This window comes from Burkholderia sp. GW821-FHT14F03 (assembly GCF_058803765.1).
Genome location: NZ_JBXAPG010000006.1, coordinates 73,920 through 87,380, shown reverse-complemented (window position 1 = coordinate 87,380; position 13,461 = coordinate 73,920). Strand labels below are relative to the sequence as shown.

Annotated in this window: 11 protein-coding genes; 9 read left to right on the top strand and 2 right to left on the bottom strand. The window is 66.2% G+C overall.

Features of this window, described 5'->3' with window-relative positions; all coding sequences use genetic code 11:
- Nucleotides 1-44: 44 nt before the first annotated feature.
- Together AC1RQF_RS06405 and AC1RQF_RS06400 are read right to left on the bottom strand one after the other, a co-directional pair.
- On the bottom strand, nt 45-632 hold the full coding sequence (locus AC1RQF_RS06405; RefSeq protein WP_252985902.1) for a hydrolase: 588 nt from the start codon (nt 630-632) through the stop codon (nt 45-47).
- A 9-nt stretch (nt 633-641) separates the two neighbouring features.
- Entirely contained in the window at nt 642-2,117 is a 1,476-nt protein-coding gene (locus AC1RQF_RS06400) for an MFS transporter (protein ID WP_273997704.1), read from the bottom strand.
- 2,583 nt (nt 2,118-4,700) lie between these two features.
- Here AC1RQF_RS06400 and AC1RQF_RS06395 point away from each other — a divergent pair.
- Genes AC1RQF_RS06395 through AC1RQF_RS06355 form a run of 9 tightly spaced genes read left to right on the top strand, consistent with a single transcriptional unit; the run spans nt 4,701 to nt 13,297 of the window.
- On the top strand, nt 4,701-6,542 hold the full coding sequence (locus AC1RQF_RS06395; RefSeq protein ID WP_492871565.1) for a fatty acyl-AMP ligase: 1,842 nt from the start codon (nt 4,701-4,703) through the stop codon (nt 6,540-6,542).
- 16 nt (nt 6,543-6,558) lie between these two features.
- On the top strand, nt 6,559-7,488 hold the full coding sequence (locus tag AC1RQF_RS06390) for an acyl-CoA desaturase (RefSeq protein ID WP_273997702.1): 930 nt from the start codon (nt 6,559-6,561) through the stop codon (nt 7,486-7,488).
- Between the two features lie 46 nt (nt 7,489-7,534).
- Nucleotides 7,535-8,509, top strand: a complete 975-nt coding sequence (locus AC1RQF_RS06385) for an acyl-CoA desaturase (RefSeq protein WP_273997701.1) — start codon at nt 7,535-7,537, stop codon at nt 8,507-8,509.
- 54 nt (nt 8,510-8,563) lie between these two features.
- Entirely contained in the window at nt 8,564-8,887 is a 324-nt protein-coding gene (locus tag AC1RQF_RS06380; protein WP_492871564.1) for an acyl carrier protein, read from the top strand.
- 25 nt (nt 8,888-8,912) lie between these two features.
- A complete protein-coding gene (locus tag AC1RQF_RS06375; RefSeq protein ID WP_273997699.1) occupies nt 8,913-10,013 on the top strand; it encodes a fatty acid desaturase in 1,101 nt (366 codons plus the stop codon).
- 25 nt (nt 10,014-10,038) lie between these two features.
- Entirely contained in the window at nt 10,039-10,971 is a 933-nt protein-coding gene (locus tag AC1RQF_RS06370; protein WP_273997698.1) for an alpha/beta fold hydrolase, read from the top strand.
- Between the two features lie 12 nt (nt 10,972-10,983).
- Entirely contained in the window at nt 10,984-11,856 is an 873-nt protein-coding gene (locus tag AC1RQF_RS06365; RefSeq protein ID WP_273998307.1) for a ferritin family protein, read from the top strand.
- A 16-nt stretch (nt 11,857-11,872) separates the two neighbouring features.
- Nucleotides 11,873-12,058 (top strand): rubredoxin, encoded by a 186-nt coding sequence (locus AC1RQF_RS06360; protein ID WP_252985893.1) that lies wholly within the window; start codon nt 11,873-11,875, stop codon nt 12,056-12,058.
- A 42-nt stretch (nt 12,059-12,100) separates the two neighbouring features.
- Nucleotides 12,101-13,297, top strand: a complete 1,197-nt coding sequence (locus tag AC1RQF_RS06355) for a cytochrome P450 (RefSeq protein ID WP_273997697.1) — start codon at nt 12,101-12,103, stop codon at nt 13,295-13,297.
- Nucleotides 13,298-13,461: the final 164 nt, after the last annotated feature.

Below are 13,461 nucleotides of genomic sequence, written 5' to 3'. Positions count from 1 at the left end.
GGGTTATAAGCGTGTCTTCCGGGTGCGCCGGCGGCGCGCGCCGGTCAGCGTGAGAACGCCTGTTCCAGTGCCGCCTCCACGTCGCTCGCCGCGGCGACCTGCCCGAGCTTCGGGAAGATCTGCGTCAGCGCGAAGTTCTGCGCGTCGCTCGACGACGTGCTCACCGCGTCGCTGACGACGACGACGTTGTAGTTGTTTTCATAAGCCTGGCGCGCCGTCGATTCGACGCCGATGTTGGTCGCGATGCCGGTCAGCACGATGTCGGTGATGCCACGGCGGCGCAGCTGCACGTCGAGATCGGTGCCGGTGAACGCGCCCCACTGATGCTTGGTGACCACGAGATCGTTCGGGCCGACGCCGAGGGCCGGCGCGAACGCGCTCCATTCGGGATCGAGATTCGGCGGCGACGACGGCGCGTCGGTGCGGACCTTCAGCGCCACGCCGCCGTCAGGCCGGTAGCTCGTGTGCACGTAGATCACCGGCAGTTGCTGCGCGCGGAACGCCTGCGCCAGCTCGACGGTCTTCGCGACCACCTGGGCGCCGGTGTACGGCGTGACGGGCAGCGACACGATGCCGTTCTGCAGATCGATGGCCACCAGGGCGACCGTGCGGTTGAGCGTCGGAATGGACATGCAAACACCTCACTTCTGTTGTTGGATGGAAGGAACCACGGCGCCGATATGACGGCTCGACGCCGCATTGAGCAACAGCACCACGCTGATCGCGGCCAGGACGATCGCGAGTTCGCGCAGGCCCCGGTCGCTCGCCGGGTGGCCGAGCGCGACGCCGACCAGCGCGAACGACAGGCTGCCGCCGACGTATTGCGCGGTGCGATACAACCCCGACGCGGCGCCGATCCGGTCGTGCGGCGCGCTCTGGTACAGCGTCGCCTGATTGCCGAGGTTGTTGAAACCGTTCGGCACGCCGAACACGATCGAGAGCAGCACGACGGCCGCGATCGGCAGGCTGCTCGTGAAGCAACTCATCACGACGCTGCCGATGCACAGCAGCGCGGAACCGACGATCAGCACCGGGCGCGGACCGTGGCGATGCGCGATGCGGGTCGCGACGAAGGTGGTCACGGTGCCGAGCGCGGCGATCGGCAGCATGGCGAGGCCCGCGTTCGCGGCGGACAACCCGCGCGCCTCCTGCAACCACATCGGCAGTGCGTAGAAGATCGCGTAGAACACGGCATAGGTGCCGACGCAACGCAGGTAGGTGCCGAGCAGCGGGCGGTTTTCCGCGAGCATCCGCACGTCGATGAACGGCGTCGCCGCCTGCCGCTCCCACTGCACGAGCAGCGGCGCGAGCAGCGCCGTCGCGCCGAGCAGCAGCCAGTTCGGCCGGTGCGCCACGGTCTGCAGGAACAGCAGCAGGCCCGTGAGCGTCAGCACGAACAGCACGAGGCCCGGCACGTCCAGCTCCTTGAGCGTGCCGCCCAACGTGCGGCGCGCCTGCGCGCCCTGGTACGGCGGATCGGCGGGCAGCCAGCGCGCGGCCGTCACGAACGAGGCGAGCACGATCGGCACGTTGATCCAGAAGATCGCGCGCCATCCGGCGCATTGCACGAGCGCGCCGCCGAGCGGCGGACCGAAGGCGACCGCCACCTGCGCGGCGATCGAGATCGCGCCGAGCCCGCCCGTGGGCGTCGCGCCGTTCGCATGCCGCTGCGACCACGCGCGGATCAGCGCCATGCCGGCCGGATACGCGGCGGACGTGCCGATCCCGAGCGCGATGCGCGCGGCGACGAGCGCGCCCAGCGACGGCGCGAACGGCGCGAGCACCGAGGCGGCGAGCACGATCGCGAGACCGATGCAGAACATCCGCTTCGCGCCGAAGCGATCCGCGAGACGACCCATCGTCGGCTGGCCGACCGCGGTCGCGAGATAGAGGCCGGAGACGAGCCACATGGTGTCGAAGCGCGCGCCCGGCGCGAAGGTCTGCTGGATGCTGACCAGCGCGACCGCGATCATCGACGAGTTCAGCGCGTTCAACAGCGTGCCCAGCACGATCGGCCCGACCAGCCGCCCGGGCAGACGCAAGCCCGCGTCGGCTGCGCGCGCGGCCGCACCCTGGGCGGGTTGGTCGCTTGCGGATGCGGTATGAACAGGTTTCATGGAGAACGGCTTCCCTCGGTTTGTTCGCATCGCTCAATGAATATCGAACGTGTGTTCACCATACCGTTCGGGACGGACGGATTGAAATGGATTGTTGCGATGCACACATTCCCCGCTTGAATGCGTGAGTGGCCCGTGCTGGGCGATATCGGGCAGAGCGGATCGCGCGCGGAGCCTTGTGCGGCGCTATGTTCCTTGTTCGACAAGGGATTTCCGCGGATATCGGCGGGACGGGACAGGCATCGAAAAAGCGCGCTCGAACCTGTGCCGTGACACTTTTTTTGCGGCAGTGCAATCTATGCGTGGAGAGAATGCTCTACCCAAAAAAGTATTGTCTTTTTCAGAATTTCCGAAAAACGAGGATGGAATCTTTTTATTATTTCCGTTTGGTGAACGGCGGTTTTTTATCCGGACTGCGTAATGTGTTGGTAAAGAATAGCTGCCGTTGGCCGGTCCCTTCCCTGCTCGTATCGCGGCGGCTGCACGCTGCGCCGCCATGCCGCTCCTTGCTGCGAAACGATGCGCGGGTCGGGCGTCATGCACGATCGCCGTGCAACCCGCTTCGGAACGCTCGATCGATATCGATGCCGGGATCGTGTGCGCGGATGCGTTCGACCGGGGCACCTCATCGAGTGACGCGCCGATATCCCGTCTCGCCTCCGATTCCGAGGGCGTGGCATCCGAACGATCGCATCGCCCCACCGCTTATCTTCACTGCCGGATCACACACTGTCCGCATCCGACTCCGTGCCGCCGCAGGCGCGCAGGCAGGCCGGGCAATCGCCGTCGCCTCCTTCCAAGGATGGGCGACGACGCGACACGCACGTCAACTACGACGGGGAAAATTTCGCGGCGATCGCTGCGCGTTTCCGTTAGCGCCGAGCGTGCCGCGTCTTCTCCAACTGTCCGTCGCCGACGCACACCACAGTCGCGAGATACGCCTCGACGAACGCGAGACCGATCTCGTGCATGCGGTCCGGATCGCGCGTTCCGTGGTCGACATGCCTGCGAAGCGCGCACCCAGCGAATGACTCGACAGCGAGAACGCGCAGCAGCAGCCAATGGTCGCCATCCGGAACATCCGTTACGGGAAAATCGTCGGCAAAACCAATCCGGATATTGATTCAGTACTCCGTTTGATGTGTCCGCGCGCCGTGAAATACGGGAATATCGCGGGTTTTCCAACGATATGACATCGCGCATTCGCTCTTGCCCGCGACCGACCGGATGGAAGCCATCGCGTCGACCGAGCAAGGTCATGGTATCGATCGGGTCATTCACGCCGTTCCCGAAACGGATCGGGCAGATCAGCCCCATGCGAGATACATCGAGGCAATGTCCGATGCAACACGATCGCTCGCCGAACACGTGCTTCGAGTACAGCACAGTCGATCACGGTCAGCACATCGCGCGCGATAACGCTCCGCCTTCCTTCCCGTTCGCCGCATCGCGCTTGTTCGATCGATGCCTCCTCCATACCGCAATCGACAGAACACGTCACATGCATCGCCGGCGACGGCTGCGGAACGCAAGCGGCTCGATGCCCGCGCAACCATCTCGACCGATTCGCCGCGAAAGCGCCTCCTCGCCTCGCCCCCTTTCGTCCCGACCGACGGCATGCATCCGCACCGGTCTCGCATCGCCAGGGATGAACACGACATGCGCTTCCAACCCGAATCCCTCGGCGAGACATCCAGCTTTTTGCTCCGGATTCCTACCGACCCTCCATGAGAATCCGGTCGTGCTTTCCGTCCCTCAAAAGCCCCCCGCCCTCTCCCCGACATGTCGCCTCCTCCATATCTCCCCGGGCATTTTCGAAATTAGAGAACAAACATTCAGTTTGTCTTACGCTTACATATCCATTAAAATCGCGCCACCCAGAGAATGGTTTGAGTCAGAACAGCGCCGCGAACTGAACCCTGCCGTAATGCTTCACATCTTCACGAAACGGCAGCTACTTAAAAAATACACTTGACTTTAATTTTTCTCTGAATAAATATCCGTGCATATACATGAAAAGAGTCACCGAGGGCCGCAATGAGTGCAGGGTACGTTCCAATTCCCGTCTGGCACGTGGAAGAGGCTGACGTGATACCTGGCATCGTTACTTGCCAGGACGCGTCCAGTGTTAGGCGCGACCTTGCCGGACGCTCGTCCGTGTCTCCCCATAGCCACCAGCCCTTGTGCCTGGGCCGGTGGTACTCGCTTCTCCAGTAGTCGTCGCTCGCTGCAACACATCGGCATCATCCTTGGACGCCGGCTCGCCGCCGGATGCCCACGGCTCGTCTTGCCTTGTCGCCCCGCGTCTCGTGCGCCGGGCGCGGGGAGTGCCGTTATCTGCTTGACGCCGAGTTTCAACAGGCCGGCGTATTGACGGTCTGCATTCGTTGTAATAATCGGAAAACAAATATTTTCCTGGAATTTACGTAATTCTACGTAAATCGGGAATGGCATGTTATCGCGCTTTTTTATGTTCGCTTAAAGAAATCGAACAGAACGGTCGTTTTCTTTAATGCCTGTGTTCCGGGCCGCGTGTGTTTCAAACACCGGCAGACAACGCGTTACTGAAGAAAGGATGGCGACATGACAATATCCGAAACCGATTCCGGAACCGCGCGGATCTCCGCGTCGGCCCCGACGCAGCGGCGTCACGGCGCGCCCGCCACGCTCGAGCGCTACCCGGTTGCGACGATGGTCGACGTGTTGCGCCTGCAGGCCGCCGAGCGGCCCGGGCAGATCGCCTTCATTCACCTCGTGGATGGCGAGAACGAGGTGCGCGAGATCAGCTACGGCGATCTGTATCGCCAGGCGCTCGCGGTGGCGCATCACCTGAGCGCGCGGGAATCGGTCGGCAAACGTGTGCTGATGCTGTTCGAGGCCGGCATCGACTACGTCGCCGCACTATTCGGCGTACTGATGGCAGGCGCCGTCGCGGTCCCTTCGTTCCCGCCCGTCGGCACGCGTGCGCTCGGCCGCCTCGCGTCGATCGCGCAGGACGCGCAAGCCGACATCATCCTGACCAATGGCCGTTTCTCGAAGCTGCGCGAGCGCGTGCTGGCCCTGCTGCCGGACACGCTCCCGGAAGACGCCTGGACGGATGTCGACCCGTTTCTTCTCGGTCATAACAATGCATATACATACAAATCGCCCAGTGGCGCGGACGACCTGCCCCGGCTCGATCCGGAGAGCCTCGCGCTGCTGCAGTACACCTCGGGATCGACGTCCGCCCCGAAGGGCGTGATGCTCACGCACGGCAACCTGCTCAGCAACTGCCACTGCGCGAGCCGCTGGATGGGCGGGCAGCGCGCGCGGGTCGGCTGCACCTGGCTGCCGCCGTATCACGACATGGGCCTGATGGGCGGCATCCTGCAGCCGATCTACGAAGGCTTCCCCACCGTGATCCTGTCGCCGGGGCATTTCGTGCAGCGCCCCTACCGCTGGCTCGCCGCCGTGTCGCGCTACCGGGTGACGACCACCATCGCGCCGAACTTCGCCTTCGATCTCTGCTGCGACACGATAGACGACGCTGAATTGGCGACCCTCGATCTGTCGACCGTCGAGGCGATCTACTGCGGCGCGGAGCCGGTGCGGCTGCGCACCTTCGAGCGCTTCGCGGCGCGCTTCGGGTCGCGCGGCTTTCGCGCCGCCGCGTTCGGCCCCTGCTACGGGCTCGCGGAAGCGACCGTGTTCGTGTCCGGCAAGCCCGACGGCGCCGCGCCGATCTTCACGAGCGTCGACCAGGAACGCCTCGCGCACGGCGCCGCGCTCGACGTCCCGGACGATCATCCGCGCGCGCAGACGCTGGCCGGCTGCGGCATCGCCGCGCCCGGACACGACCTGCGCATCGTCGACCCGGCGGACGGCCGCGCGCTGCCCGACGGCGCGATCGGCGAGATCTGGTTCAGCGGCCCGAACATCGGCGTCGGCTACTGGAACCAGACCGAACGCAGCCGCGAAACCTTCCACGCGACGCTGCCCGGCTCGCCGGACCGCTACCTGCGCACGGGCGACCTCGGCTTCCTGCGCGACGGCGAGCTGTTCGTCACCGGCCGGATCAAGGATCTGATCATCCACGCGGGTCGCAACCTGTACCCGCAGGACATCGAACAACTCGTGCAGGAAACCGATGCGAGGATCCGGCCCAACGGCGTCGCGGCGTTCTCGATCGACACCGGCGCGAGCGAACAGATCGCCGTGGTCGCCGAGCTGCGCCGTGGCGAGCGCGTGACGTCCGACGAACTGCATTCGCTGCGCGACGCGATCGTCGAGCGCGTGACGCTGCACCTCGGCGCGGCGCCGCACGTGATCCATTTCGCGCCGACGGGCGCGATCCCGTTGACGACGAGCGGCAAGATCCAGCGCTATGCGACCCGCCAGGCGCTGCTTGCCGAAGCGCTGGCCAGCTACCCCCACGCCCGCACCTGACGCGGACAAGGACATCATGGATACCCAGACCCAACACGCGTCATCCCAACCGTCCGCGATCGCGGACCGCACCGGCGCCTCGGAACGCCGCCTCGCCTACCTGACCGTCGGCATCCCGGCCGCCGGCGCGGTCGCGGCGGTGGTGCTCGCCTGCTTCCACGGCATCGGCCGGCTCGAACTCGGGCTGCTCGCCGCGATGTACGTGTGCACCGCGCTCGGCGTCGAGGCGGGCCTGCACCGCTTCTTCTCGCACCAGGCGTTCAAGGCCGGCCCGATCGTCACGTCGCTGTTCGCGATCTTCGGCTCGATGGCCGCGCAGGGCCCGGTGCTGTTCTGGGCCGCGACCCACCGGATGCACCACGCCTTCACCGACAAGGAAGGCGACCCGCATTCGCCGCGCCTGCACGGCGACGACTTCAAGGGCCGCCTGCGCGGGATCTGGCATGCGCACGTGGGCTGGCTGTTCACGCTGCGCCGGCAGAACTGGAGCACGTTCACGCCCGACCTGCTGCGCAACCGCCTGGTCGTCAAGCTCAACCAGTTCTACTTCGTGTGGATCGCGGTCGGCCTCGCGATCCCGACCGCGGCCGGCTGGCTGATCGGCGGCACCGCCTACTCGGCGCTGATGGGCTTCCTGTGGGGCGGCCTGATGCGGATCTTCCTGGTCGACCAGTCGACCTGGGCCATCAATTCGTTCGCCCACAGCTTCGGGCCGCATCCGAACACCACGCGCGACCAGAGCCGCAACGTGTTCTGGCTCGCCCTGCCGGCGGTCGGCGGCGGCTGGCACAACAACCACCACGCATTTCCCGCGCTCGCCCGCACCAGCCAGCATTTCTGGCAGATCGATCCGTCGGGCGCGCTGATCGACCTGCTCGCGCTGTTCGGCCTCGTCTGGGACGTGCGTCGTCCCGAACGCCCCGCGAACCGGGCCACGCAGTCATGACATTCCGCCCCCGCCGCTCCATCGTCCGCCATCCGGAGAGCCCTCGATGAACCCGCTCGACTTCAGCAGTCCGCCAGCCACCGCCGGCGACCAGCCCACGCCCGTGCGCGGCGTCAACCAGCTCGACGCGCGCGGCGCCCGCATCAAGGCGCGCACCGCGTTCGGCGTGATGGCGATTCCGTTCGCCGGCTCGCTGGGCGCCGCGTGGATGTGGCACCTGGGGCTCGCGACCTGGCTCGACGCCGGGCTGTTCGGCGTCATGTACGTGCTGCACATGGCCGGCGTATCGATCGGCTATCACCGCTTCCTCGCGCATCGCGCGTTCAAGACCTCGTCGGTGTTCCGCGCGCTGATCCTGGTCTGCGGCTCGATGGCCGCGCAGGGCCCGATCCTGTTCTGGGTCACCACGCATCGCCGCCATCACACCTACAGCGACAAGCCGGGCGATCCGCATTCGCCGAACCTGCTCGGCGACAGCCGCGCCGAACGCCTGCGCGGCCTCTGGCACGCGCACATGCCGTGGATGATGGCGCCCGACATGTCGAGCTGGAGCTATTTCGCGCAGGACATCCTCAAGGACCGCACCCTGCTGTTCTTCAACCGCACCTACTTCTACTGGGTCGTGCTCGGCCTGCTGACGCCCGCCGCGATCGGCGGCCTCGTGACGTCGAGCTGGACCGGCGCGCTGTCGGGCCTGCTGTTCGGCGGCTTCGCGCGCATGTTCCTCGCCAACCAGTTCGCCTGGTGCGTCGGCTCGATCTGCCATCGCTACGGCAGCCGGCCATTCGACAACCGCGATCACAGCACCAACAACTGGATCGTCGCGTTCCTGACCTTCGGCGAAGGTCTGCAGAACAACCACCACGCATTCCCGGCCTGGTACCGGCATGGCGTGCGGTGGTGGGAGCCCGACCTGTCGGGCTGGGTCCTGACGCTGCTGGGCAAGCTCGGCATCGTCTGGGAGTTGCGCTCGCCGAGCCGGGAAGTCATCGACCGCCTGCGCGCGCGCAACGCGACCTGAACCTCGGTCGTCATTTCGATTCGTTTTCTCAACCCTGACGTTGGAGTACACATCATGGCGTTCATTTCGAGCCTGTTCAACAAGATCGGCTTCACCGAGGAAAAGCGTTCGGCCGCCCCGCTGACGGAAGCCGGCATCCGCCAGTGGCTCGTCGAGCGGCTGGCGAAACAGATCAACGTACCGGCCGCGCAGATCGAGACCGCGCGTACCTTCGAGTCCTACGGCCTCGATTCGCTCGTCGCGCTGCAGGTCGCGGGCGACCTGGAGAAGCTGCTCGAACAGCGCCTGTCCCCGGCGCTGCTGTTCGAACACCAGAACATCGACGATCTCGCGCATTACCTGGCCACCGAGCTCGCGTCGAGCGAAGTGAAGGCGTAGCCCGCACGGCAAAGGAGCCTATACGATGGCAACCATCAAACTACCGCAGCAGCAGACGCAGGGCTTCCGCGAGTTCGTCGACTCGCTCAAGACGCTCGACCACGAGCGCCTGGCCGACGCGATCCCGCGCGAGCTGTACGAACCGCGCCTCGCGCGCGGACTGCTCGGCTTCTTCGCGAGCGCCGCGCTCTACGTCGGCGCGGTCGTCGGCGTCCACTACGCGCCGCACTGGTCGCTCTACATCCCACTCTGGCTCGCGGCGGGGCTGGGCGGCTGGGGGCTGTTCTGCATCGCGCACGATTGCGGGCACAACTCGTTCTCGAAGAGCCGCCGCTTCAACTTCATGCTCGGCCAGATCGCGCTGTTCCCGCTGCTGTATCCGTTCCACGGCTGGCGTCACATGCACAACCTGCATCACGCGAACACCAACAGCCTGGAGATGGATACCGACTGGCGCCCGGTGTTGCCCGAGCAGTACCGGCGCATGGGGCTGTGGGAAAAGTTCGTGTATCGCAGCACGCGCAGCTGGCTGTTCTGGCTCGGCACCGTCAACTACCAGCGCCATTCGGGCTTCCGTCCCGGCATGTTCCCGAAGCTGGAGGCGCGCAACGACGTGCGACGCTCGATCGTGGTGACCGTGCTGTTCGCCGCGATCTACCTGCCCGCGCTGATCTACTTCACCGGCTGGCAAGGCTTCCTGCTGTACTTCCTCGGCCCGTGGCTCGGCATTCACGCGTGGTTCAGCACGACGACGATGATGCATCACATCGCCGACGACATGCCGTTCCTCACCCGCGAGCACTGGACCCTGAACGGCAGCCGGCTGATGATGACGACCGACTACGAGTACCCGAAGTGGCTGCACTTCTTCACGCACAACATCTCGGTGCACGCCGCCCACCATGTCGTGCCGGTCATCCCGTTCTACAACCTGCCGAAGGCGCGCGAGGCGCTCAAGCGCAAGTACCCGGGCGCGATCCGGCAGAAGACGTTCACCTGGGGCGAGGTATGGAAGGTGATTCGTTCCTGCCACCTGTACGACCCGGTGCACGGCTACTACCAGTCGTTCGAGGCGGTCGCGACCCCCGCCGCGCCGACGCCGCCGCGCGCCGACACCGCGATCTGACGTCCTTCACGCAGGAGAAGCAGCGATGTCCAATACTTCCGAGCAATCTCTTCCCGGCGCCCTGGCGCAGCCCGCCGCGCCGCCGATGCCGTTCCGCAAGCGGCTCGTCAAGGGCTACGTCGACGCGCTGAGCGTGGTGTCGTCCGCCGCCGCCGCGCGGCGGGCGACCGACCTGTTCGGCTACACGCGCACGTTCCGCAAGACGCCGCCGAAGGACATGACGCCGCTCGGCGCGCGCCGCTTCGAGATCGAGGGCGTCGCGGGCGTCAAGCACGGCCACGTATGGGGCAAGGGCGAGCGCACCGTGCTGCTGGTGCACGGCTGGGGCGCCGACAGCGCGACGATGTTCTCGTTCGTGCCGTGGCTGCAGAAGGCCGGCTTCCGGGTCGCCGCGTTCGATGCGCCCGCGCACGGCGTGTCGCCCGGCACCGTGACCACGATGACGGCCTTCAAGGACGCGGTGAAGGGTGCGATCCGCTCGCTCGGCGGCGTGCACGCCATCGTCGCGCACTCGCTCGGGTCGATCGCCTCGACCGGCGCGCTCGCGGAACTCGGCCCGGCGAGCGCGGCCGGTCTCGTGATGCTCGCGCCGCCGTGCACGCTGCCCGCCGTGATCGATCGCTGGTCGAACGATTTCCTGCAGCTGACGCCGCCCGTGATGCGCGCGCTGTACGCGGAGCTGCACAGCCGCAACGGCGTGCCGCCGCAGCACTGGGACATCGGCGTGCTGGGCCGCGGGCTCGCCGCGCGGATGCTGGTGATGCACGGCCCGAACGACGACGTCGTGCCGATCTGCGAATCGGAAAACATCGTCGCGGCGCTGCCGGGCGTCGTGTTCGAGCGGGTCGAGAAGGTCGGACACGTGCGCATCCTGTCGGACGCGGGCGTGATCCGGCGCGTGACGCAGTTCCTGACGGCCGACGCGGATCAGGCCGTGCACGCCGCGACTGGCGCCTAGCGCCGCAGGGAGATTTCGATGATGCTCTATCCCGAGTTGTACCAAAGCCTCGAACGCGCGCGCTGGAACATGCAGCACGACGTCGCCTGGGACCGCTTCGATCGCAAGCGTCTCTCCGACGAGCAGGCGCTGTCGATCAAGATGAACGCGATCACGGAGTGGGCCGCGCTGCCGGCGACCGAGATGTTCCTGCGCGACAACCAGCACGACAGCGACTTCTCCGCGTTCATGTCGATCTGGTTCTACGAGGAGCAGAAGCACTCGCTCGTGCTGATCGAGTACCTGCGGCGCTTCCGCCCCGACCTCGCGCCGAGCGAGGACGAGCTGCACGCGGTGCGCTTCCCGTTCGATCCGGCGCCCGCGCTGGAGACGCTGACGCTGCATTTCGGCGGCGAGATCCGGCTCAATCACTGGTATCGGTGCGCCGCGCACTGGCACACGGAACCGGTGATCCGCCAGATCTACGAACTGATCTCGCGGGACGAGGCGCGCCATGCGGCCGCCTACCTGAAGTACATGCGGCGCGCGCTGGAGCGCTACGGCGACGAGGCGCGCCGCGCGTTCGCGAAGATCGGCACGCTGATGGCGAGCGGCAACCGCTCGGCGAAGGCGATTCATCCGACCAACCTGCACGTGAACCGCGCGCTGTTCCCGAACGACACGGTGCAGAGCCGGCTGCCCGACCCCGAGTGGCTGGGCCACTGGCTCGACAAGCAGATCCACTTCGACCGCGACTGGGAAGGCAAGGTGGCCGACCGCATCCTGCACAACCTGTCGCTCCTGCTCGACCGCCCGCTGCTGTCGATCAAGGACCTGAACAAGCTGCGCAAGCAACTGAACCAGAGCATCGAATGCCCGAGCGCGGAAGCCGCGCTCGAAAGTTAATCCGGAGAACTGCACGATGTCCGACATTGCAATCGAGTACCGCACCTGGATGTGTCTGATCTGCGGCTACATCTACGACGAGGAAACCGGCGATCCGAAAGCCGGCATCCAGCCGGGCACGCGTTGGGAAGACATTCCGGGCGAATGGCGCTGCCCGGAATGCGACGTGCCGAAGAGCGACTTCGAGATGGTCTCGATCTGAGCGCGCCCGCGCGCCCCTTCCCACCCTACAGGATTCAACACCATGCAATACAGCGACCTTTCGACCCCGGCCTACCTCGACAATCCCTACCCCGTCCTCGACGCGATGCGCGACGAGGCGCTGCTCGTGCAGCTCGCGCCGCGGCTGTACGCGACCTCCCACTACGCGTTCGGCGAGAAGCTGCTGCTCGACCGCCGCTTCGGCAAGGGCATCGTCGAGGCGGTCAAGGCCCGCTACGGTGAAGGCGTGATCGACCAGCCGCCGTTCCGCACCTTCCGCGCGATGCTGCCGGGCCTCAACCCGCCGAAGCACACGCACCTGCGCGCCCTGATCATGAAGTCGTTCAACGCGCGCCAGATCGAGAAGTTCCGCGAGGCGTCGTACGCGATCTCGAACCAGCTCGTCGACAAGCTCGCCCGCGAGCCACAGGGCGACCTCGTCAGCGGCTTCGCGTTCGTGCTGCCGATGCAGACGATCTGCACCATCCTCGACGTGCCGCTGTCGGACGGCGCAATGTTCAAGAAAGCCGCCGACAAGGCGGCGGGCGCGCTCAACGTCACGCCGCTGAATGCGGAGCAGCTCGAGGAATCGAAGCAGTCGGCGCTGCAGCTCGAGGCCTATTTCGCGCGCGTGCTCGCGGAGCGCCGCAAGCATCCGGGCGACGACCTGATCTCGCAGATGATCCTCGCCGAGGAGAACGGCGAGCGCCTGACGGACGACGAAATCGTCGCGAACCTGTGCTTCCTGTTCGTGGCGGGCCACGAGACCACCGAGAACATGATCGGCAACTCGCTGATCGCGCTGCAGCGCCATCCCGAGCAGCGCGAGCGCGTGAAGGCCGACCCGTCGCTGATGCCGAACGTCGTCAACGAATGCCTGCGCTTCGACAGCTCGGTGCAGATCGCGCAGCGCGTCGCGCTCGAGGACATCGAGATCGACGGCTACGCGCTCAAGCGCGGCGACCTGATCTGCGTCTGTCTCGGCGGCGCGAACCGCGACCCGCAGCAGTTCGAAGACCCCAATACGCTCAACATCGATCGCGAGGGCGTGCGCCCGCTGTCGTTCGGCAACGGTCTGCATTACTGTCTCGGCGCACGGCTTGCGACCCTCGAAATCGCCGCCGCGCTCGAAACCATCTACGCGCGCCTGCCGAACCTGCACATCACCAACCTCGACGCGCTGCCGTATCGCCGCAACAACGCGCTGCGCGGCGTCGACTCCCTGCTGGCCACCTGGTAGGTAGGCGGCCCAGCCTCCGGGCCGGCGCCGCGTGAGCGCCGGCCCGGACGGCGTCGCCCGCGCGGCGACGCTTGACAAGCCTTTATTACATGATCACCATAATATTAAAACCGAGGTAGGTCCGCGTACCGGAACGACCGCCGCGCCGCTTGCGCGGACGGGGT